The organism is Stieleria bergensis (assembly GCA_007745635.1).
Taxonomy (GTDB): Bacteria; Planctomycetota; Planctomycetia; order Pirellulales; family Pirellulaceae; genus Stieleria; species Stieleria bergensis.
In genome coordinates, this window is sequence record CP036272.1 from 3014667 (window position 1) to 3036227 (window position 21561).

The 21561-nt window shown below is 55.8% G+C and carries 15 protein-coding genes; 5 read left to right on the top strand and 10 right to left on the bottom strand.

The window, feature by feature from the left end; genetic code table 11:
* Window positions 1-33 precede the first annotated feature (33 nt).
* Window positions 34-819, bottom strand: a complete 786-nt coding sequence (locus tag SV7mr_RS10415) for a sulfotransferase family 2 domain-containing protein (protein ID WP_145271724.1) — start codon at window positions 817-819, stop codon at window positions 34-36.
* 453 nt (window positions 820-1272) lie between these two features.
* Window positions 1273-2727: an FG-GAP repeat domain-containing protein gene (locus SV7mr_RS10420; RefSeq protein WP_419188367.1), complete on the bottom strand. Its 1455-nt coding sequence runs from the start codon at window positions 2725-2727 to the stop codon at window positions 1273-1275.
* Between the two features lie 427 nt (window positions 2728-3154).
* Between SV7mr_RS10420 and SV7mr_RS10425 the strand changes: the two genes are divergently transcribed.
* Together SV7mr_RS10425 and SV7mr_RS10430 are read left to right on the top strand one after the other, a co-directional pair.
* Window positions 3155-6166 (top strand): FG-GAP-like repeat-containing protein, encoded by a 3012-nt coding sequence (locus SV7mr_RS10425; protein ID WP_145271728.1) that lies wholly within the window; start codon window positions 3155-3157, stop codon window positions 6164-6166.
* 130 nt (window positions 6167-6296) lie between these two features.
* Window positions 6297-7544 carry a DUF1559 family PulG-like putative transporter gene (locus SV7mr_RS10430; RefSeq protein WP_419188368.1) on the top strand — a complete coding sequence of 416 codons (1248 nt, stop codon included), beginning with the start codon at window positions 6297-6299 and terminating at the stop codon, window positions 7542-7544.
* A gap of 503 nt (window positions 7545-8047) precedes the next feature.
* On the opposite strand, the gene SV7mr_RS25285 is transcribed toward SV7mr_RS10430, so the two are convergent.
* From SV7mr_RS25285 to SV7mr_RS10440, 3 genes are all read right to left on the bottom strand, one after another.
* Window positions 8048-8218: a hypothetical protein gene (locus SV7mr_RS25285; RefSeq protein ID WP_419188369.1), complete on the bottom strand. Its 171-nt coding sequence runs from the start codon at window positions 8216-8218 to the stop codon at window positions 8048-8050.
* 321 nt (window positions 8219-8539) lie between these two features.
* Entirely contained in the window at window positions 8540-8950 is a 411-nt protein-coding gene (locus tag SV7mr_RS10435) for a response regulator (protein WP_419188370.1), read from the bottom strand.
* A gap of 97 nt (window positions 8951-9047) precedes the next feature.
* Window positions 9048-9734, bottom strand: a complete 687-nt coding sequence (locus SV7mr_RS10440) for a response regulator (RefSeq protein WP_419188371.1) — start codon at window positions 9732-9734, stop codon at window positions 9048-9050.
* Window positions 9735-10176: 442 nt separating this feature from the next.
* Between SV7mr_RS10440 and rimI the strand changes: the two genes are divergently transcribed.
* Complete coding sequence (rimI, locus tag SV7mr_RS10445) at window positions 10177-10650, top strand: ribosomal protein S18-alanine N-acetyltransferase (protein ID WP_419188463.1); 474 nt, start codon at window positions 10177-10179, stop codon at window positions 10648-10650.
* 338 nt (window positions 10651-10988) lie between these two features.
* Window positions 10989-12047 carry an exonuclease domain-containing protein gene (locus SV7mr_RS10450; RefSeq protein WP_145271736.1) on the top strand — a complete coding sequence of 353 codons (1059 nt, stop codon included), beginning with the start codon at window positions 10989-10991 and terminating at the stop codon, window positions 12045-12047.
* A 55-nt stretch (window positions 12048-12102) separates the two neighbouring features.
* Here the strand turns inward: SV7mr_RS10450 and SV7mr_RS10455 are convergent, their stop codons facing one another.
* The 4 genes from SV7mr_RS10455 to SV7mr_RS10470 form a co-directional block, all read right to left on the bottom strand.
* Entirely contained in the window at window positions 12103-13332 is a 1230-nt protein-coding gene (locus SV7mr_RS10455; protein ID WP_145271738.1) for a DUF1015 domain-containing protein, read from the bottom strand.
* A gap of 505 nt (window positions 13333-13837) precedes the next feature.
* Window positions 13838-15085 carry a sialidase family protein gene (locus tag SV7mr_RS10460; protein ID WP_473163685.1) on the bottom strand — a complete coding sequence of 416 codons (1248 nt, stop codon included), beginning with the start codon at window positions 15083-15085 and terminating at the stop codon, window positions 13838-13840.
* Window positions 15057-16643 carry a sulfatase family protein gene (locus tag SV7mr_RS10465; protein WP_145271740.1) on the bottom strand — a complete coding sequence of 529 codons (1587 nt, stop codon included), beginning with the start codon at window positions 16641-16643 and terminating at the stop codon, window positions 15057-15059. The genes SV7mr_RS10460 and SV7mr_RS10465 overlap by 29 nt, the downstream gene beginning before the upstream one ends.
* Window positions 16644-16812: 169 nt before the next feature.
* Window positions 16813-17853 (bottom strand): hypothetical protein, encoded by a 1041-nt coding sequence (locus tag SV7mr_RS10470; RefSeq protein ID WP_419188372.1) that lies wholly within the window; start codon window positions 17851-17853, stop codon window positions 16813-16815.
* A 512-nt stretch (window positions 17854-18365) separates the two neighbouring features.
* Here SV7mr_RS10470 and SV7mr_RS10475 point away from each other — a divergent pair.
* Window positions 18366-19268, top strand: coding sequence for a carbonic anhydrase (locus tag SV7mr_RS10475; protein WP_419188373.1), 903 nt, complete (start codon window positions 18366-18368; stop codon window positions 19266-19268).
* A gap of 46 nt (window positions 19269-19314) precedes the next feature.
* Here SV7mr_RS10475 and SV7mr_RS10480 read toward each other — a convergent pair whose 3' ends face one another.
* Window positions 19315-21162, bottom strand: a complete 1848-nt coding sequence (locus SV7mr_RS10480) for a carbon starvation CstA family protein (protein ID WP_145271742.1) — start codon at window positions 21160-21162, stop codon at window positions 19315-19317.
* Window positions 21163-21561 lie beyond the last annotated feature (399 nt).

Genomic DNA, 21561 nt, shown 5'->3' on the forward strand with positions numbered 1-21561 from the left:
GGTGGCAGGCTGTTGGCAGCGAAAACGCTGGCTTTAAGCAGCGGCAGCTTGTGGTGCCCGGTACAGGCCGTCGCGGCGATGGCGCTTAAGAAGCTCGAAGAGTTCGATGTCGATGGCGTTTCTTTGCCGAATGGCTTTTCGGGCCGCGATGGGAATGTCGGCGCTCGCCGTGCGGCGTTTGTTTCGGTTGTGCTGCGTGTTTCGAAACGGCAGTTTCAGGCCCGCTGCCTGTCGAAGTGCTTCAACCCCGGCTGCGTATTGGTCTTGAAAGCCAACGACGTGGTAGTCGTTGCTTAGGCAGTGGAATGCTTTTTCCAGTGCAGCCTGTGGGGCCGCTTTGACTTGATCTGGGGTCAGGTTGCTGAAGTGCGCTGTGTAGTGATTCTCAAGTTCGCTGCTGATCCCCGAAAACGCGTAATCCTCCAGCGACATGTTTTGCTCCATCACTGCCTGATGAAGGTAGTGATGGGGCTGCGATTTCACAAAGTAGTAATGGGAAACAATGCGGTCCACTGGGTGTCGCAAGTAGGTTGCGCGCAGCATGTCAGGGCGGGCGTAATCAATCGTCTGGTGTGCGAAGTGGCCTACGATCAGGCTGTATTGATGACGCTGATCCTGAGGTGAATCACAGAACTTGCGAACCGACTGATGGGTTTGATGCCCGTTGATTTGAAACGTCAGTCGTCGCGGGTACTGCTTCAGGAGGTACGAAGTCAGCGTGGAACCAGCGCACTTGGGCAGATGGTCAAACAGGATCGCCGCTGGAGTGTTTCGCTGATAGCGATTTTCAATGATCAATTGTTGCAGTTTGCGGATCATGCTCCGTGCCTCGCGTGGTTGCCCGGTCTGGGTTGCTCGCCGAAATCATCTGGTTGCGGTGGCGGCGAATGCCAGGGATACGCCTTTGTAACAGCGTGGAGCTAGACGAATTCGGGGCGGTGGGGGCAGACCCCTGTCTTGGTTGGTCCCTGTCTTGGTTGGTCCCTGTCTTGGTTGGTCCCTGTCTTGGTTGGTCCCTGTCTTGGTTGGTCCCTGTCTTGGTTTGTCCCTGTCTTGGTTCACGCCGCTTTAATGGTCCGGCGATGGCACTTGGATTGGCGTCTGCGAGGAGACCGCAGCAAGCTTTGGTGTCTGGCATTCCCAAAGCAGATGTCGCTGGCCGGGCTTTACCGGGTCAAGGCTCGGTCTCTCGGGTTGGCCAGGAGAGTGGTGTGCAGGCAATCACGATCGACGATGGGATCGTGGCTGCCATCGATTCGATTGAGGGTGCTTTCAATTCCCGTCGGTCGACTTCGATCGATTCCACCAAAGCAGGAGGTCGGAAGCAGGCTGCATGCTTTGGCGGAGAAAGTTGCCGGCAGCAAAGTCTGGTTTTCCATCGTGATCGAAATCGCCCACGGTAATGGCGAGGTGTTGAGGGCTCTTGGCCTCGACTTGCGTCGCGCGGAATTCGCCGGGAGCTTCTTGCATCAACATCACCACCGAGGATGAATTGATGCTATCCAGCTGAGTTCGACTGGTGCCGACCAGCAGTGCCGTTGCCACGACATCCAGGTCCCCGTCTGCGTCGAAGTCTGCTGCACGAGCACTCATCACGCCAGGCATGGTGCACAGATGATGGTGAACAAACGGGTAGGCTCCTTGATTCTCCAGCCATTGCACGCTGTGATAGGGTTTGGCGCCTCGATCGAACGAGTCTCCGTTGGTCATCAAGACATCTAAATCGTTGTCCCCATCTAAATCCACTAACTCGATCCCGCTGGATCCGTAGGCCGGATCGGGAGCGTTCCAGATTTCTTGGCGTTGAAAGTTTCCTGTGCCGTCGTTGAGAAAGGCTTCGACCACTTCGTGCTCTTGACTGATTAAGGCAACAAAATCAAGGTGCCCATCCGCGTTGAGATCAGCCGGCGGCACATGAACCGCACCATGTCTGGGATCCACTTCGCGGATTTCAAAATCAGGGACATCATTCGTTTGCGTTCCCTGATTGACCATCAAGAAGATGCGTCCGGTCTTTCGCCATCCAAAGGCGGCGACTAGTAGATCCGTATCACCGTCACTGTCAAAGTCACCCTCCCTGACATCTGCAATCCGGCTCAGTCCCTCCAGCAAGATCACTCGTTCGAACTCGCCGGCGTCTGGCTTTTGACGCAACCAAACCACTTGGCCGAGATCACTTTCATTGGCATTGAATTCACCGATGTCCGCGACGATCAGATCGAGAGCCTGATCCTGATTTAAATCATAAGGCTGTACATGCACCGGTTGGAAGACGGTTCCCAGTGTCTGTGGTGGCTGTTCAGGTTTGCTTGGCCAGTACGCCTTGATGCCACCGGTCGCAATATCGCAATAGATCAGTGCAGAGGCATCGCCGATGCCTGATTCAACCCACTGAACGTTGGTCACGGCGGGAGAGCGTCCTGAAGCAATGGGGGGGCTTGTTTGATCTAAGGTGACGGGAGTCGCGGGGTAGTTGTCGATTGAACGTGTGAGGTCAAACGTTGTCGGCGCCTGGCACTGAAAGTACTTCAGCACGAGGTCTTGATTCGGAACCTCTAAGTCGTTGCGCCCGCTGGTCCGATACAGCAGGAATCCTTGCTTCACTTCAGCGATCCAATCTTCCTTCGTTGAACTGCTGGGCGGAGAAGTGGCATGGCAATCCCCGCAGAACGCGTCGACCTGAGGTTTCATTTTGGAAATGAAGGCCAGCCTTTCGCTTTCGCTCATTTCAGGTTCCGCTTTTGGCGTGGCCCGCATGGTAGGTTGCTGGTCGCTGGCCTGCTGGCGTGCCTCCAGTTCCGACCCCCTCTGGTTAGCGGGCTCGGGGCAGCCTGTCGCAAGCGAGACAACGCAGATAAAGATGATTCCTACGACACGACGGTGTAACATCGATTTGCCAACGGTTGAGGGGATTTCCGAGTGAACACACCAGGATTATTCACGCCCGACGCTACAATTCCAACCGCAGAGCCTTAAAACCCTAAACGGAGCTCGCAAAGTGTCACCGTGATGCTGAAATTGATCGACGTTGCTGATCGCCGCTGTGCGTTTTGAGCACGCCAATGAAAGGTGTGTGCCAGAATCAATCATCACATTGGGCTCGCTTTGCCCGTCCCCGCCCCGTTTCAACCTACACCCGCAGAGCGTCCTTTTGATGAATCGCATCGCTCCGTTCTTTTCCGTTGTTCGATTGGCGGCCTCAGTTGGCCTGCTTGCGTCTTGCTTGTTGTTTTGCGGTTGCAGCAAAGACACTGGATCTGCTGTTTCCGATCAGGAGGCACGCGCGAAGATGAAGGCAGCTGTTCGCATGCAGCAGTGGGAAGAAGCCTGGTCCTATCGCGAGGCGGTGCTCAGGACTCACGGAGAAGACTCGGCCACCTTGGCAACTTTGGCAAAGGTCGCCCATGCAAACAACCTTCCTGGAGAAACGGCCGATTTGTTGATGCAATCGTGTCGAGCAGAAAGCTTCAAACGAGAGTCGCGGGTCCAGCAAGCCATGATCGCTATGATCTCGGTGGGGCGTTTAATGGACGGGCTGGGGTTCCTGGAAGAGGCAGTTGCTGAGCGGCCCAAGCAGTATCAGACTCGTCGCTGGCTCTATGACTTTTATGGGGGCACCGAGGATCGTCCCTCGGCCGTTCCGCATGGAAGAGTTTTGGTTCTGGCCAGGCGGTTTGATGTCGAACTGCTTAAGTCGCTCAGCAATACGCAGCGAAGATCGCTAGATGTCAGTCCACTTCAGCAGATGGTCGATCGCAATCCCGACGACACTCGCCCCTTGGTGGGGAGTGCCAAAATTGATTTCGACGCTGGCGACAACGAGAAAGCCATTGAGACATTGAATCAGATTCTTGAGCGCTATCCAGAGTTTCTACCGGCCCAAGTGTTAGTGGGACGCAGCTATGTCGCGGCGGGCATGGACGACCAAGTCAGGCCATGGGCTAGCAAGCAAAAGCAGAGGCTCAACGGCTACTCGGGTTACTGGATTGCAGTCGCTGATTGGGCTCGCTCCCAAAGCAAGACGGAGCAAGCCGTGCGTGCGTATTGGGAAGCCGCGACGTTGGACGTCGACAACTCGGAAGCTTGGACCAAGCTAGCGACCAGTGCCGCTCAGCTTTCCCAGGAAACCGGCCAGGTTTCTGAGCAGGTTGTCCAGTCAATCCAGCAGCGTGCCAGTCTGCTCAGCAAATTTGAACAGCATAAGAGCCGCTTCGAACGCTCCGGTGGCATCTCTCGACAAATTGTGCTTCAGATCGTGGAAACACTTTCTGCGCTGGGAAGGCCTTGGGAGGCCGAAGCCTGGACGGTTGTGGCTGCCAGGCTTCCAGAAGATGATTCGGTGTCCATTGAAGACGCTCGCCAGCGTCTTCTTAAGCAACTGAAGGCCGACACTCCTTGGCAGATCACTGCGGGAAACCCAGCCTTGTCAGTGGACCTGTCCTATTTGCCGCTGCCAGAAATTGTCAGTCAGCAAGAAGACGCAGCTCTGCCGTCCGATGCAAGTTCGCTTGAAATGCATCCATCCAGCGAACTGCGTTTGGTCAATGAAGCAGAACAGCGCGGGCTGGCTTTCTTTGGCAAGACAAGTGACACCCTCGATCAGGCCGGCATCATGCTGCATGAGACGCTTGGTTGCGGTGGTGCATCGATCGACTATGACCTGGATGGTTGGACCGACCTGTACTTGGTGGGGGCAGGAGGCAAGCCAGCACAGAATCAATCGCAACCCAATGCCCTGTTTCGCAATCAGTTGGGTTCCTTTCAAGCGGTCACTGATCGGACTCAAACCGCGGAGACAGGATTCGGCCAAGGCGTTGCGGTGGGCGATGTGAATGAAGATGGCTTTCCAGACTTGCTGGTGCTGAACTACGGCCCCAACCGGCTTTACATCAACAACGGGGATGGCAGTTTCAGCGACCAGAGCGATGCCCTGCCAAACAATCAAGACAGCCAGGCATGGTCAACCAGCGCCGCCATTGTCGATCTCGATGGTGATGGTCTCAGCGACATCATTGTTGTTAATTATTGCGATGGCTTGGAGCCATCAACGTACGCTTGTTCGACCGGTGAGAGCGACGTGGTTCGTTCTTGTTCACCGATGCGGTTTAAGGGATCGCTGGACTTCTTTTTGCGCAGCCAAGGGGATGGCACCTTTTCTGATCAGCTCCAGGACTGGGGGGCGACCCCCGAGATCCGAGGCCGTGGGTTGGGCATTTTGGCGGGGCAGTTGGACCAGCGACCCGGCATTGATCTCTACATTGCCAATGACATGACCAACAATCATTACTGGAGTCGTGACAGCGGCAGCCAAGCCTTTCGCCTAGCGGAGTCGGCCATGCTGCGGGGCGTGGCTGCAGATGATCGCGCCAATGCTCAGGGATCGATGGGGATTGCGGGTGGTGATTTGGACCAGGATGGCGACTTCGATCTCTATGTCACGAATTTTGAGAAGGAATACAACAGTTTCTACATGCAGCAGCCTGGTGGCACCTGGTTGGATCAAACAGCAAGCTTGGGGCTGCTGCAGCCAACCGTTCCGCTGGTGGGCTTTGGCACTCAAGCAGTCGATCTGGATCGGGACGGTCAACGCGAGCTGGTTGTCACCAATGGTCACGTCGATCTGTTTTCTCGCGGGGGGGAGCAATCCCTCTATGCACAGCCCATGCAGATCTTTCAGAGGCATGGAGGCCAGTACAACGAAGTGCACCAGAGGATGCCGGGGAAGTATTTAGGGGCTCCCCATGTTGGGCGTTCCTTATGGACCATTGATGCCAATCGGGACCACCGATGTGACCTCGTCGTGACGCATCAAACGGAACCCGTCGCTTTGCTGATCAATCATTCACAGCCGACGGGTGACTGGATCGAATTGGAGCTTTATGGTCGGAGTTGCTCTCGTGACCCCATTGGAGCTGCTGTGCACCTGGAATACGGTGGTCAGTCTAAATCTCATCGCGTGACGGGTGGTTCTGGATACCTCTGCAGTAATGACAGGGTTGTGCGGATGGCCATCGAGACCGATAGCGGGTCGGAAGACGCAAAGCCACGGAAGGCTAGGTTCTGTCGGGTAGTCATTGAGTGGCCCGATGGGGCAAGGCAAGAATTGGCCCCTTTTTTATTAAACCACCGGTACATTGTGGTGCAACATTCCACATATGTCCTATAGCCGACAGCATGTGGTGTTATCTTTGACGATTAATGGGGCGGATACATGACAGCAGCTTGACTCTACGCTATCTTGAAAGGTCGTCATGCCCGTTTTGGGGTGCAGTTGTTTTATTACTAAGGAGTCATCTGTGAGTAATCACAAAATGCGCAGTCAAGGTTTTACCTTGGTTGAGTTGCTGGTAGTCATTGCCATCATCGGGATCTTGGTTGGTCTTTTGTTGCCAGCGGTTCAGGCCGCTCGTGAAGCAGCTCGCCGCATGAGCTGTGGAAACAATCTCAAGCAAATCGGGATTGCTCTACACAACTACGAGTCAGCTTACAAACAGCTTCCCATGCAAGGTGCAGGAACCGACATTGGTTGGAACACCGCCCCTGGAAATGGAACTGCCCCCAACTGGTGGAGCGGGTACAATACCTTCAATTACTGGCGATTGAGCGCCTTGGTCGGCATGACCCCCTTTATGGAGCAGGGTGCTGTTTGGGATAAGATCAGCACTCCAAGCCAGGAAACCACCTCAGGCAACCCACCTCCCACGCCTTCTGGTTTCTGGCCAGCGATGGGGCCATCGCCTGACCGCATTGAATACGTGCCATGGACGATTGAAATTCCCACGCTACGTTGCCCAAGTGATCCTGGATCCGGTCTGCCATCACTGGGACGGACCAATTACGCCATGTGCATGGGCGATTCTCACTGGAGGTCTCAGCATGGTTCCCAGCGTCCCGGAAGCAATAACAGCGGCGAACAGCAAGATTATGCGACGCATTCGAATGCTGCCAACCGTGGGGTGTTTGTTCAGCACAAGGGAATGAAGTTCCGTGACGTGCTAGATGGTTTGTCCAATACCATTGCGATCGGTGAAATTGCCACTGACCTAGGTGATTTAGATTCACGCACCCGTGCCAAGCGTCACCCTAGCGGGCAACCGGGACAAGACACGATTCGAATGAATCCAAACACCTGCCAGGAAATCGGCATGCTCGACCCCGATCGGCCTCTCTTTTGGGTCTCAGGTGGCATCGAACCTGTAACGAAGGGACGTGGATTCCGCTGGGCAGACGCGCAGGCGATGCAAACTCAGTTCCACACGATCGCGCCTCCGAACAAGCCTCTGTGTATCCCGCATGACTCGAATGGTCCTTCCATCATGACCGCCTCCAGTCGTCACCCTGGCGGTGCTCACGTGGTGATGGGTGATGGTGCGGTGACCTTCGTCACCGACTCGATTGAAGCTGGCAACCAGAACAATCCAGTCATCTACCGTGGTGGCACTGCGGCCAACAATAACATGCCTGGTGAGCAGAGCCCTTATGGGATCTGGGGTGCTTTGGGCTCACGTGCCGCACGTGAGACAGAGAGCCTGGAAAACCAGTGATCCGTTGAAGCGGATAGAAAACTCTGGCATTGATCCATTCAGTGCCAGAGGCATCATGAGATGAGAAAAACGAGTCAGTTGAGCAGCGGGCTTCTTGATTGTGCCTTCTCCGAATTCTCCTTACTCGTTTCTGACCTAGCGGCTATCGGGACGCTCCTTGGACTTGGGAGATTCAGCTAGCAGGCTGGATCTCCGGCGACGGTTGTGTCCCCCTTCGCTCTTGACGATGGTTCGCGAATCGGTTTTGCTTTTGCGGCACTCCATCCTCTTTCGATCGTTGACTTCAGGGCTTACCGCCGGTCAGCAAGGCCTTTGCGGCTTGGATTCAATTCCGCATTAACAGGGCTCGGTAGAGGTGCCGGTTTCGGTTCTACAGCTCCGCTGGGCGAATAAAAAAACAGACATGGATAACGGATCCATGTCTGTTTCTGTTGGTTCGATCGAGCGCATCGGGGCTTTGTTGATTCACTCCACGGTGAATCACTAGCCAGATGAACTTACGCTTATTCTTCGTTTTCCATCGACTTGGATTCTTCCGCCAAGGACTTCTCGTAAGCTGCGATCGCATCTTGATCGTCTTTGTCCACAGTGCTGGTTGCTTTGCTGGAGCCACAACCGATGCTGAGAGTTAGCAGGGCGCCGACAAGTGTCAATGAAAATAGCTGACGTAACATATCTCGATCCTATAGAAAAACATCTGAAGAAAATGTGGGACAACACGCCCCGCTTCTGGAGCACAGCATGTTAGTTGATGGCGGCTCCCGGAAACACCAGTGCCAGCCACTCGCGATCACATTCCGTGTTGTTCACGTATTGCAAGGCGACGGTACTGGACACAGTTTAAGGGTGCCGCGCTCCCTTTCCAAGCTGGAAAATGTCCCTTCGATCGAAGGCTGTTTCCAAAGATGAGTCCAGCATCAGCCAAGGGAGCTGCGACCGGTTGAATGGACGATTGGCACAGGTTGCTTGGAGGTGTTAGGGAACCAACAGTTGGCTCAGCTTGCTGGATGAAAGTTTTGAGTTTCCGTTGAATCAAGACGCTTGTGGAGCGATTCGATGTGTGGTTGAAGTTCTAGCCATGCGTGTGGAGATTTTGGAATCCAAGTCGCTCCCAGTTGGCGGCAGCGGTTTCGGATCGGCACGCTGTCCTGGCCAGAGAACAAGATGACGGGCGTGTGAGCCAGTTTTTCGTTGGTGGCGACCATTTCGCAGACTGCTAAGCCGTTCCCTCCTGGCATTTCGATGTCCAGAATGATTAGGTCGGGTTCGGTGATGTCAATGCATGACAGGGCTGTTAATCCGTCCGTCGCCGTGACAACATGACATCCATGGCTTGAGATTCGAGTGGCGAGTGCTTCCAGAAGGTCGGGGTCGTCGTCGGCGATCAGGACAGTGGGGGTGCTCACAACGTTGTCTTCGTGGTTGATGGGCAAGCGGTCTTGGCGAGATGTGTTTGCAGAATCGCTGCGTCGTCGTCGGCACGCAGGCGTTCAGGGCGTCAGTTCACGTCCAATGGTCCATCGAGACATCCGACCAGCGCTCGGCGGGCAGGTGCGACAATTCAATGTGTTTCTTGATCTCGGACACGAGGTCTTCAAAGAGGATCGGCTTGAGCAGGAACCCGGCGACGCCTCGCGCAGCGATCGTTTGTCTCAATTGGGCGTCTCGGTGGCCGGTAAGCATGATCACGGGAATTTCCCGGGTGTCTGGCTTTTGACGAAGCGAGTCCAGCACAAAGCTGCCGTTGCCATTGGGCATGGAATAATCCAGCAGGATCAGGTCAGGTCGCGTTTGTGCTGCTTGCCAGAAACCTTGCGTGCCATACAGAGCCGAGTCGACGGTGACGTCATAATCCTGGAGTCGCAGTGTGATGGTGCGAGAGATGTCGGGGTCATCGTCAATGCACAAAATCCGAGGTTTGCGCTGCCCTTGTTCTTGGCTGGAAACCGGTACCGCGTCCGGGTTGATCTGCGGTGCGATGAGCGCTGGGTGTGCTGTTGGTGTGAGGCTGCTGGGCATGTGTTGGCTCTTCGCTGGATTGCGATGCGTTGGATTGCGATGCGTTGGATTGCGATGCGTGAGTGGCAGCAGCCCCAGGTGGCTGGTCACAGTGGATTTTGCTGGCCGCAGTGCTGGCGGCGGAGCAGTTTGTTGGCAAGCGAAACAGCGGGCAAGCGATTGTTGCTGCACCGATTCGATGCCACTGTAACGCTAGGGCCGGTGTTTGTTGAGTCAAGCGTTTGGCAGTCACGTGGCTGTGATTGCCAGAGGGTGCCTCGCCGGTTTTCCCTCACCTAGCCAGCTTGCGTGGGGGTTCAGCCGAGGCAAGGACGAAAAATCAAAGAAATCAACGGGTTTGCCGTAAGAAAAAAATCCGCCCCTAATCTGTCTTGGTTCAAAAAGGATGGTCTGCTATTTTCGCGATCAGTGGCAGCGGGCTTGTCGATGGATCGGCTCCCGAGTCACTGCACTTATTAATTTTTCCGTACATTGGTCCCGCAGCATTTTGCTTGTGCGGACTGCTGTTGCGAATCGTCGCCCTGCACTGGTTGCTGACGCTTCGCCACGCTGGAAAGGAGCACCAGAAGTGAAGCAAATCAAGGAAGCTAGCGTCGGCGTCCACATTCGTTGGATGATTCGCCGAGACATGCCAGATGTGTTGTCAATCGAGCAAAGTTGTTTCGAGTTTTCCTGGACGGAAGAAGACTTCATTCGCTGTCTGCGTCAACGGAACTGTATCGGCATGGTGGCCGAGCAAGACAATCAGATTGTCGGTTTCATGATCTACGAGTTGCACAAGAACCGCTTGCATATCTTGAACTTCGCCGTTCGCGAAGGGTGTCGGCGATCAGGTGTGGGCCAGTCAATGTGCAGCAAGCTGATCGGCAAGCTGTCTCACGAACGCCGCAACCGAATCATGTTGGAGATTCGTGAGACCAACTTGGACGCTCAGTTGTTCTTCAAGTCAGTTGGCTTCCGAGCGATCAGCGTGTTGCATGATTTCTATGACGATACCGTCGAAGACGCCTACCTGATGCAATTCCGCTATCGTCCCACCGCTTCGGAAATCGCCAAGCCCAGCAGTCGAATTCGCATGGCTGGTTAAGCTTGCTTGCTAAGCCAAGTGCGCTTGCAATCTTTGGCTCCTGGTCTTGTCAGTACGATCTTGCCGTTGGGCAACGACCAGTGGGTGTCCTAGGCGAGAGCAGCGCTTCCGCGACCGCGCCTTACGACCTTTCCTGCCTGGTTGTTGGGCTTGATCTGATTGCTGGATCGAGAGCAAGTGTGGCGTTGGATTTCTCTCCGGCAACTCAGACCAGTTCGGCACCGTGGTTCGCTGCGACCTGGAGACTCACGCGGGTGTGTGTTGCGGTCGATGTCGTTCGCTGTTGGCCGGTTGCTAGATCACTCGTCGGAAACCTCTTTGCAGGGTAAACTGCGGGAATGGGTTTTCAGGCGAACTTTACCGCGATTGATTTTGAAACGGCCAACAAACGCAGTGATAGTGCGTGTCAGTTAGCCGCCGTGGTCGTGCGCGACGGTCAGGTCGTCGATCGCAACATGTGGATGATTCGCCCCGAGCCTTTTTTCTTTTCTGCCATCAACATCAGGATTCATGGCATTCGTCCCGAAGCGGTTGAAGAGGAGCCGAATTTTGGTCAGCTTTGGGACCAGATCGCTCCTTATTTGGTGGACGACTGTATCGTTGCCCATAACGCACCGTTCGACATTGGTGTGTTAATCAGTTGTCTCAATCGACATCACTGCGATGTGCCTGCGTTGCAATTTACCTGCACACGTTTGATTGCCAGTCAGGCTTGGCCGGACCGCCGCCGATACGGGCTTAAGGCCTTGGCGTCCTGGTTGGGGGTGGAGTTTCGGCATCACGATGCCCTGGAGGACTCCGTTGCCTGCGCAAAGGTCTTGCTGGCTGCCGGTATCGCTTGTGGTGCGAAGAGTCTTGAGGACTTGGAAACGAAGCTGCAACTGAAACGCGGCGCCGCGGGTGACTGGGGCGTTCGTCACGCAGCATCAAAACGCAGTAAAAAGAAAGCATCACGCAGTCAATTGGCTAGCAAACGCAGTGATCCAAAGCTGCCCATGCGGCGCAAGAACCGGCCGCTGCCATTGCCAGGCTATCAACAAATCGATCCGCTCTCTGGGCAGCTTGTCAAGGAAACTAGCAGCGAGCCGCTGATTTCCAAGCCGGATTGGCAGCGGTTGCTGGTGCGTGCGGAATTGATTCGTCCGTTGGCCGGAAAGCGATTGCTTGTCGTCGGCACGTTTCAGCACCATCCGCACCAGGAGGTGCTGGATCTGATTGCCCGAGCCGGCGGGGAATGTTGCTCGGCCATGAACGCGGACGTCAATCAAATCATCATTGCAGAGACCAACGGAGAGTCTCCTGCGGATCCAAGTGCGGCGGGCGTCATGCCATCGAGTGATTGCCAGACACTCTCCGCAGTAGACCTTTATCGCTTGTTAGGGCTGGGGACACCGTAGGCTGCATGCAGGTACGGCGGCCAGAGCAAGCGTCTGTGGTCTTCAGGCCCCTGCCCTAATCTAGCAGGTGAGTGAGCAAACCGCTTCGCAGCTTGGGTTCAAACCAAGTGCTTTTCGGTGGCATGACTTCATCGGCATCGGAGACCGCCATCAGTTGAGCGATGGAGGTGGGGTACATTGAGACAGCCAAGGCCCACTTGCCGCTATCAACGCGTTGTTCAAGTTCCTTGGTGCCGCGAATGCCGCCGACAAAATCGATGCGGGGGTCGGTGCGAACATCATCGATCCCAAAGATGGGGCCAATCACACGCTGCTCCAATAAGGCCACGTCCAGACAGTTGATCGCATCATCCTGGTCGATTGAATCCGCTGGCACGGTCAGTCGCCACCATTGCTTGTCAACATAGACACAGAACGATCCGGCCGATTCCGGCACCGGTTGATCTGTTTTTTCCAGATTGCCAACCTGCTTGAGCTCTTCAAGAACCTGTTCGGACGTCTTGCCGTTGAGGTCAGCGATGATGCGATTGTAAGCCAGAATGTTGAGCTGCTGAGCTGGGAACAGCACGGTGAGGAACCAGTTGTACTCTTCGTTGCCGGTGTGATCCGGATTGGCTTCACGGCGAGCCTTGCCGGCACGCCAAGCGCTTGCGGCGCGGTGGTGTCCATCAGCGATATAGAATTCCGGGGAAGCCGTGAGAGCTTGAACGTAGGGATCGGTTTGATCCACTTTCCAGACCGTGTGCTGCACGCCGTCTTCAGCGACAAAGTCGTAAAGTGGTGCTTCCTTGATCGCCGCATCAACCAACGAGTTGACCGTGGCGTCATCGCGATAGGTCAAGAAGACTGGTCCGGCGTGTGCGCCAAGCGTCATGACGTGGCGGGTCCGGTCGTCTTCCTTGGCAGGCCGAGTGAACTCGTGTTTTAAGATCCGGTTATTTTCGTAATCGTCGACGTGGCAGCAGCAGACGACGCCGATCTGGCCCTTGCCATCCATGATTTGACGGTACAGAAAGATGCTGTCCTGGTCGTCTTGGACCAAGGTGCCATCGGCCAGGAACTCTTTGAAGTTCTCTCCCGCTTTGGCATAGATGCTGTCATCGTAAGGGTTGGTATCCGCCGGCAGGTCAATGTCGGGACGAATCACGTGCAGAAAAGACGCCGCATTTCCCTCGGCCATGGCAACCGCTTCCTCGCGATTGATGACATCGTAAGGAACGCTGGCCACGGTGGCAGCTTTTTCAACGGGCGGGCGGACGGCACGAAACGATTTTACGCGAGGCATCTTGGGAGATCTTGGCTAGCGGGAGGGAACAGTGTTCGTCAACGCAAGCCGGAAGAATACCCCAGGGCAGGATCCATCTGCAAGGTGCCGGCAACACGGCCCGCATTTGCGACGGTCCGCATGAGCCGCAGGCCGGTTTTTGGGTGTTGCAGTCGCGCCTGACCCAACCGTGGCGAACGCCCAAGCGGCTGATCGGATCCTTGACTGAACTCTCCCGTTTGCGACAGAGTCGAGCCTAAGCGAGGTGAGGGTGACGCGGTTGGCAACGCCAACGGCAAGGCTCTGCAGCGAAGCCCTCCCCGGACGGCCTTGAGATTCCACGCCGTTTCCGCTCTGCCGAGTTTGAATCAAACGAGCTGTTCTGTCGTCACGTCGGTGCGTTGATGTTGACTCCGACGAACCGCTTGCTGTGCCGGTCGTCTTGTCGCCAGCGAATCGCTTGATGCTTTGGACGGCGCGTTGCTTCGCTAAACGAAGTGCTTGGGCTCTCTAGAAGTCTTGCCTATCACGGGGAAGCAAGCTTGTCGAGTTCCTCTAGCGTGAACCGCGTGCAGACGACGGAGTGTTTTTCCGGACCGGGGCGATACTTGAGATAGGTGGTGGCCAGAATGCTGCCATCTTGTAAACGTTCCATGCCGGGGTATCCACAGTCGCGAACATTCTTGGCATGGCTGTGTAGCAGTTTGACGCGATACTGCCCTGCCTTGCCCTGCCGAATGTCATCATAGGTTCCGACCCAGGCGACGAAGTGACCGCGGGTGGGGCTGTTTGGAGCCTGATCGCGAAAGGAAACCACCAAGCGACCGTCTTCGCTGTAGACTCCCATGTGGCGATCGCCGGAAAGCCCCCAAGGGGTGTCCACCGGTTGGCTCCACGTCTGGCCATCGTCTTTGGAGAACATCATCAGGCTGCGACCGCGATGAGTGTTCTCGCGCAAGAGGCAGCACAGTTCATCTCCATCGGGAGATCGAAAGACAAATGGCTCGCAGGGATTCTTGCCTTCGACCGCAGCGACCAAACGTGGTGTGCTCCAGGTGAATCCACCATCGGCAGTGATCGTTTGGTAGACCTTGAGCGGCGGGCGATCGTGGCCTTCTGGGCCCGCGTGATACAGGCCCAAGTAGCGACCGTCCTTCAGTCGGGCAATGCTGCTAAAGGTCATCACGCATTTGAATCCCAGCGGCGGCATCTCTTTCCAGGTCTCGCCCTCGTCTTCGCTCATGATGCTTGGCATGCCGGGTCCGGACCGCGTCCCCTTTGCAGCTGAAAACACCCAGAGCCGCCATTTGCCGTCTGGACCTTGCAGGCGATAAATACTGGGGCAATTGAGATGCTTTTTGAATTCCGCTGGCAATCGGCTATCGAGGCGAGTCCATGTTTTGCCACCGTCAGTGCTGCGAGCCATGGGCCCGGCGGCTCCGCCGTGGTTGATACACCAAACGCAAAAAACGGTTTTTCCATCCGGCAGTGATAGGGTCGTCGGATGCCCTTGATAAACCGTTTCGGTCCCTTCGGCGATCACCACATGACGCTGCATTTGATCGGAGAGGTCGAGGGTCGGTAGATCGGGGCCGTCGGCTTGCGCGACAGCAATCCATGCGAACAGGAAAACGCAGGCGGAAAAGCGTAACGGCATCATCGTTTGGAAGACCCTTTGAACGTTGACAAAGAAAGCAAGCGCCAATTGGGACGCCGGGTGTCCCACCTGCGTTTGCAAGAAGCGATTACTTAGCGTTTTTGTTGATTGGCTCATCAACAACAATCGACTTGGGGAATGCTGCCGCTTCGTTGCCGCCGCGATCATCCCAACGCTTGTTTTGCGAATTGCCGCGTGGCTGGTTCATCGGAATGTCCATTCCGCCCGCGTCGCTAAGCATTTCGAAAAGCTTGTTTTCCATTTCCTTGGCGATGTTCTTGTAATCCGGATTGTTGATCAGGTTTTTGGTTTCACCAGGATCAGTGGTCAGGTCATACAGTTCATCAACGTCCCACAAGCCATAATAGGTGATGTACTTGAAGCGATCACCGCGAAGTGCAAATTGCGTCGGCGACTGTGGGAAATTTTTCTCCCAGTAGTAGACGTACAAGAAGTAGTCTCGCCACGGCATGTCGGGTTTGTTGGGGACCTGCAAGAAGCTTTGGCCGTCCATGTACTTGGGTGTTTCCAGGCCAGCCGCATGCAGGATCGTCGGACCGACGTCTAGGTTGCCGATCACGTTTTCGACGACAGTGCCGCCTTTGTACAGATTGGGGCACTGCATCATCATCGGCACTCGAATCGACGCTTCATACGAAACGCGTTTGTCGATCAAGCCGTGTTCGCCCCACATGAAGCCATTGTCGCCCATGTAGATAATCAGTGTGTCATCATGGATGCCCATTTCTTTAAGTTGATCCAACACTCGCCCCACGCTGTCGTCGACAGCCAAGATCGATTCGCAGTACCGGCGGTAGAGCCAGTCCAAACCTTTGTCGCTGTGATAGGAGAAATCGATACCGTGCCAGCTGTTGCGTTGGTCACGCACCCAACGAGGTGCATCGTTTTCTGCTTTAATGTCCTTGCCCCGTGGCAGGAAGCTCAAGTCAGCATCAGCATATCGCCCTTCATGGCGTTTGGCTGGCGTGAAGTTGGCATGGACAGCTTTGTGTGACAAGTACAAGAAGAACGGTTTGTCATCGTCGCGTTCTTTGAGCCAGTCGACCGCGTAATCCGTCAATTCGTCGGTGATATAGCCTTTCTGTTTGATGCGCTGACCGTTGACGTTAAGCGTGTAGCGCGGTGAAGGTGGCAAGTAGTTCCCTTGGCCGCGAAAACTGATCCAGTGATCAAAACCGGGACGCGGGTCATCATGATGCCCGCCCATGTGCCACTTGCCAATGAAAGCCGTGTCATAGCCCGCGCGCTGCAAGTATTGCGGAAAGAAGAGTGTGCCCTCGGGAACGGTCCGGTTATTGTCGATCACGCGGTGCTTGTGCGTGTACAGTCCGGTCAGGATCGAGGCGCGGCTGGGTGAGCAAAGGCTGGTGGTGACAAAGGCGTTCTTGACGTGAACACCGTTGGAGGCCAGTGAATCCAGGTGCGGTGTTTCCAAGAACGGGTGTCCGGCGAAACCCATCGCATCGTAGCGATGGTCGTCGGTCAAAATGAACACCACGTTGCGCGGTTTGGATCCAGAAATGGCCGGCGTTGGTGGCAGCGTAACGGCTGCCTGTGATGGTTCATCGCAATGGCCCGTGATCGCCAACTGTGCAGTGGCAATCAGGATCATCACACAAGCCCATGAACGTTTGGGCGATAAGAACGTTTTCATAGCGGTGATTCTTGGTGGGGAATGAGGGCAGATTCATCCCCCATCATAAACCACCAGAATCAGTTTAGGGACCGGGCGCCGGGAGATGTCTGAAATCCGGCCCGGCGACGGAAGCCGTCCGCCGCTCAATCACCACGCTTCGGTGATGAACGCCCACGAATCACGGACGCTATTGCTTTGTCGTCGTCGTCGGTGCCACAGCGACGCGGCCCATGGGTCGCAGCACGTACACTTTGGGATCGTCGACGATCCAAGTGGTGCTCCAGCGACGCCCATCGTCAGCGCTACACACGTTGTAGAAGAAGGTGCGGAAGCGTTCGGCTTTGTAGCCGTATGGATACTGGCTGGTGATATAGTCGTCTTCGGTCAGATCGTCGACGCCGGGTGACGCGTAATAGTGCACCATGCCATCAGGGGTCACGCTCATGCCCAGGGTCCACCAACCGGTGGTCGTGATCTGGACTCCGCGGAAGTCACCGCCGCGACTGTTGCCGCGAATTCGCAGGAAGGCGTAGTCGTCTTGCTTTCCTTTGCTGCCTTTGCTTTCAAATTCAATGAACATGCCGGGCCAGTAAACTTCGTTGCCCATCTCTTCGACGGTCCGTTTGAAGAGCCCCATGCCCACTTCTTTGTCGACCATTGCGGTGGTTTCCAGGGCAAGTCGGAACCCAAAGTGTGGTCCGCTGCGGTTTTCCCAGGTGTCAACCGATGGCAGGAACACGCGAGTGGTGACGCTGGGGACCTCTGCGACCGACATTCGCCGTTTCAGGCGATATTGGACGTTGGCAATGAAGTCGTCTTGGTGCATTTTGTTGCTGGGCTTTCCCGGAATGCCGGTGTACATGCTGCGCATCAACATGGAACCCTGGCTGCCAGGCAAACCGCCTTCTGGAGTTTTCACGCGTTTGATCACGTCGGGATGGCCACGCTTGATACCTTCGTACCAACGTCCATTGGTGCTTTGTCCCAGCGGGGCGCGCTGATCTTCATCGATGTCTTCGGTGCTCTTGGGGTTCTGAGGAACGTAGTTCCAGTCGGGAGCTTCAAAGTCGTCGGCAACGCCGATGATTTCGGTGCCAGTCCCTGGAACCACCGGCCGTTGGGCCTGGGCAAGGCTGTTCAAAGCGCCCAGCGAAACCAGCAAAGCGGCAACCAAACGCAGCGCGTTGGTCGGACAGCTATTTGTGAATGCAAAATGAGGGCGTTTCATTTCAGGACCCGTCTGTTGGTGACAATCGAGTTTGATGCGAGATCAGGGCAGGATGAAACGACGAAACACTCGCCGCCTAAGCCTGCATCAACCTTTCTCGGCAGCAGATTATGCGGCCTGTACGGGTTTTGACGCATTCGCGTCTGTTTAACGAATCGCAGGCCGCAAACTTTGCCCAGCTTCTCGCGCTGGCTGGCAGAGCGTGTTGGCTGGCAGAGCGTGTTGGCTGGCAGAGCGTGTTGGCTGGGAATACAAGCCAGTGACGAACCGGGAGCGGGCGGTGCACATCAGCCCGAAGGGACTGATTGGCACACGATGTAGGATCCCGCTGCGCGGATGAGCGCGCTTTGCGATGGCGATTGGTCGCGTTTTGTGTTCTTGGCTTGTGCTTCGATTCGAAGCGGCTAAATTCGCTACTCCCCGCCTTCGGAAGCATCATGATGCTTTCTCGCCGCAGCCACTCGACGAGTGCTGGCTGCTTCTTGTACTTCACAACCTCAATCACTTTCGCAATGCCTGTTTGTCTTCAACGTGCTCGGTTTGGTCGCTGTGATGAAGCGATGGAGCGGGCATCAAATCAAATCGTGATGCGACGAATTGCCGTTTGCCTGTGCGGTGTCTTTGGTCTTCTAATTGGGGCTGGGCAAGCGATTGCCCAGCAGCCTGAAGATTCAGCGATACCGGACAGGAACGTTCCTGTGCAAAATCTTTCGGTGCGGAAAGTGTCGCTGGACACAGGCTTGGTCAAGAGTGACACCCAGCATCAGGGGCAAGCGACTCGCGTCGTCGATGTGCTTGATGCTCTGAAGCGGTTAAAGGACGGCAACGAGCGCTTTGTCAGTGGCAAGCCACGGCACCCTCACGAAACGACCGCGTGGCGGCATCTTTTGGAAAGCGGCCAGCATCCGTTTGCAGTGGTGCTTGGTTGCAGCGACTCGCGTGTCCCGCCAGAGCTGATTTTCGATCAGGGTTTTGGAGACTTGTTCGTCGTCCGCGTGGCTGGCAACGTGGTTGACACCGACGTCACTGCGAGCGTGGAATATGCGATCGATCACTTGGACACACAGTTGATCGTCGTGATGGGGCATTCGCATTGTGGTGCCGTGACGGCAACGTTGGATCACTTGACCAACATCGATGATGAGCCAGCGGAGGTGGTTTCGTTGTTGTATCGCATCGAGCCCGCGATCCTGGGCATTGATCCAGCGTTAACACGCGATCAGCGCATCGACTGTGCGGTCAAGAAGAACGTTGAACTGGCGGTGCGCCGACTTTCGCGGGTCCCCGATTTGCGCCGCAGCATTGACGCAGGCAAAATCAAAATCGTCGGTGCCGTCTATGACATGCACAGCGGCAAAATTGACTTTCAAGACGAACCCTCTCGTTCGCGGCGAACCCCGTTGACCACGCGGTAGCCGTTGATCGTCTGCGTGGCGTTGCGTTTTGGCATGAGTCGATGCGTTAGGTCGTTGCGCTGCCGGTCGCCGGCAACGGTGGTTCTTCGATTCCACGCCAGCGTTTGTAGGCAATTGCACCCTCGACAACCATCCAGGCTTGTAAGGCCAAGATAAAAAATCCGAAGAGGGACAGAGGGATATTGCCCGCTGGCAGCCAGTCATAGATCAGGTTGTGCGTCATCGCCCAAGCAGGCATGGTCAACATCATCAGCATCGGAATCATGACAAATGCCAGCGGCTTGCTGCGTCGTGCTAAGTAGACAAAGGCAACCATCAAGGCGAGGCCCGCCAGGAGCTGATTGGTGGCTCCAAACAGTGGCCACAGCAGCATGCCACCTGCGCCGGGCTTTTCACCGGCGAACACCGCGATTGCCAGTCCGATGCTGACCGCGATCCCAGTGGCCACATACTTATTGGTCGCTGGTTTCAGCTTCGCGGATTCTGCCAATTCCGTAATCACATAACGCTGAAGCCGAGTGGCTGTGTCGAGCGTTGTTGCTGCAAAGCAGGCGACTAGCACGGCCATGATCGCGACCGCCAGTTTGAGCGGAATGCCAAGGGTGGACAAGAAGTTGGCACCGCCATCCACAAAGGCTCTAAGTTTCTGGGGCAGTTTTTGCCCCTTCCAGCCTGCGTTCTGTTGCCCGTCTAGACCGGTGCGATAGTATTCACGCCATGCCGCAGTCCCGGTCACCGTAGAACGCTCGATCTGCGTTGTGACGGGACCATTGGCAACCGTCGGGGCGCTGCTGTGATTCAAGGCACCCATGCCAACACCGGCCGAACAGGCCAGGATCACCAGGACCGCCAACATGCCTTCCAGTAGCATGCCCCCGTAACCAACGGCTTGGGCATCGGTGGCGCACTCCAATTGTTTACTGGTCGTGCCGCTACTGACCAAGCAGTGGAATCCGCTGCAAGCACCGCAGGCAATGGTGATGAACAGGAATGGCAACATGCTTGGTGCATCCGCGGGAACTTCTTTGGCCACCATCGGTGCCGACGTTGCGAGGTCTGCCTGGCCGGTTAACGAGGCAACGGCCAGTCCGCCAATCAGCAAGGCCAAGGCGACAAAGAGCTGCAAGCTATTGATGTAATCGCGCGGCTGCAACAGCAACCAGACCGGCAGCACGGATGCGATGTAAGCGTAAATCAGCAACAGCACTGTCCAGACGACCACCGGCGTCAGATACATTGAATCCGACGGCAAGAGCTTAGACAGGTCCAGCGGCAGATAATAGGCTCCCAGATACACCGCCACGTAGAGCAATCCCAATCCGATCAGGCTGGAGATGACCAGGCTGCCACCTTTGCGGTAACGCAGGCCGATCACGACCGCGATCGGCATCGCAATCCAGACACTGAGCACTGATTCGGGATAAACGTTGAAGATGACCGCGATCACGAGTCCAAAAATCGCCAGCACGATCGACAACGCCAGTGCTAAAACAATCAGGAACAGGATTTTGGCCCGTGGTGAGATCAATCGGCCAGCAGCTTGTCCAATGGTTTGACCACGGTTGCGAATCGAAATGACCAAGGCCGACAAATCGTGCACACCGCCGATCAGAATCGAACCAAAAATCACCCACAGCAGGGCTGGTAGCCAGCCCCAGAACACGGCCAGCGCCGGTCCGACGATTGGCCCGGTACCCGCGATGCTGGTGAAATGGTGACCAAACACCACCGACTTTTTGGTGGGCACGTAATCGATGTCGTCACGCAATTCCTTGCTGGGCATGGGGGTGTCGGCGGTCAGCGCAAAGAGCTTCTTGGCCAGCCATCGCCCATACGTGTTGTAGGCGACAATGAATCCAATCATGGATAAAACGGCGACGATTAGGGTGCTCATGAAGGCCGGCGGGGGGAAGGGAGGACTAACTCTGCTCAAATGGATTGAGCCATTGCCAGGAAAGCGTCTGGCGAGGATTCGGCGCCCATTGACTGGACGCTCGCGTTTTTGATCATGGTGATGTCAACGCTCTAAAACGAGGGTAAGACATTCTATCGTAACGGCGTCAGGTTGTCGTGGCGGTGTCGGCGATCGAAGCAGTGGCAACGTAAATCCCTGCAAATTGGGCCGCGCCAAACAATTGATTTGCGGCAATGTGGATCGGGCTCGCCGCGGGTGGCGGCACCGGACCTTGTCGTCACAGGGTTCGATCGTGGAAAACGTCCACGGGTTTGGCTGCAGATGGCCATAGTAGAAACTGGCCAACAGTCCTATAATCTGCTGGATCGATCAGAGAGT

Excerpts from the sequence above, each read along its gene's own strand:
- SV7mr_RS10460 (WP_473163685.1), bottom strand. The coding sequence starts at position 15,085 with ATGAGCCAATCAACAAAAACGCTAAGTAATCGCTTCTTGCAAACGCAG.
- SV7mr_RS10415 (WP_145271724.1), bottom strand. The coding sequence starts at position 819 with ATGATCCGCAAACTGCAACAATTGATCATTGAAAATCGCTATCAGCGA.
- SV7mr_RS10420 (WP_419188367.1), bottom strand. The coding sequence starts at position 2,727 with ATGAGCGAAAGCGAAAGGCTGGCCTTCATTTCCAAAATGAAACCTCAG.
- SV7mr_RS10465 (WP_145271740.1), bottom strand. The coding sequence starts at position 16,643 with ATGAAAACGTTCTTATCGCCCAAACGTTCATGGGCTTGTGTGATGATC.
- SV7mr_RS10480 (WP_145271742.1), bottom strand. The coding sequence starts at position 21,162 with ATGAGCACCCTAATCGTCGCCGTTTTATCCATGATTGGATTCATTGTC.
- SV7mr_RS10425 (WP_145271728.1), top strand. The coding sequence starts at position 3,155 with ATGAATCGCATCGCTCCGTTCTTTTCCGTTGTTCGATTGGCGGCCTCA.
- SV7mr_RS10455 (WP_145271738.1), bottom strand. The coding sequence starts at position 13,332 with ATGCCTCGCGTAAAATCGTTTCGTGCCGTCCGCCCGCCCGTTGAAAAA.
- SV7mr_RS10470 (WP_419188372.1), bottom strand. The coding sequence starts at position 17,853 with ATGAAACGCCCTCATTTTGCATTCACAAATAGCTGTCCGACCAACGCG.
- SV7mr_RS25285 (WP_419188369.1), bottom strand. The coding sequence starts at position 8,218 with ATGTTACGTCAGCTATTTTCATTGACACTTGTCGGCGCCCTGCTAACT.
- SV7mr_RS10450 (WP_145271736.1), top strand. The coding sequence starts at position 10,989 with ATGGGTTTTCAGGCGAACTTTACCGCGATTGATTTTGAAACGGCCAAC.
- rimI (WP_419188463.1), top strand. The coding sequence starts at position 10,177 with ATGATTCGCCGAGACATGCCAGATGTGTTGTCAATCGAGCAAAGTTGT.
- SV7mr_RS10475 (WP_419188373.1), top strand. The coding sequence starts at position 18,366 with ATGCCTGTTTGTCTTCAACGTGCTCGGTTTGGTCGCTGTGATGAAGCG.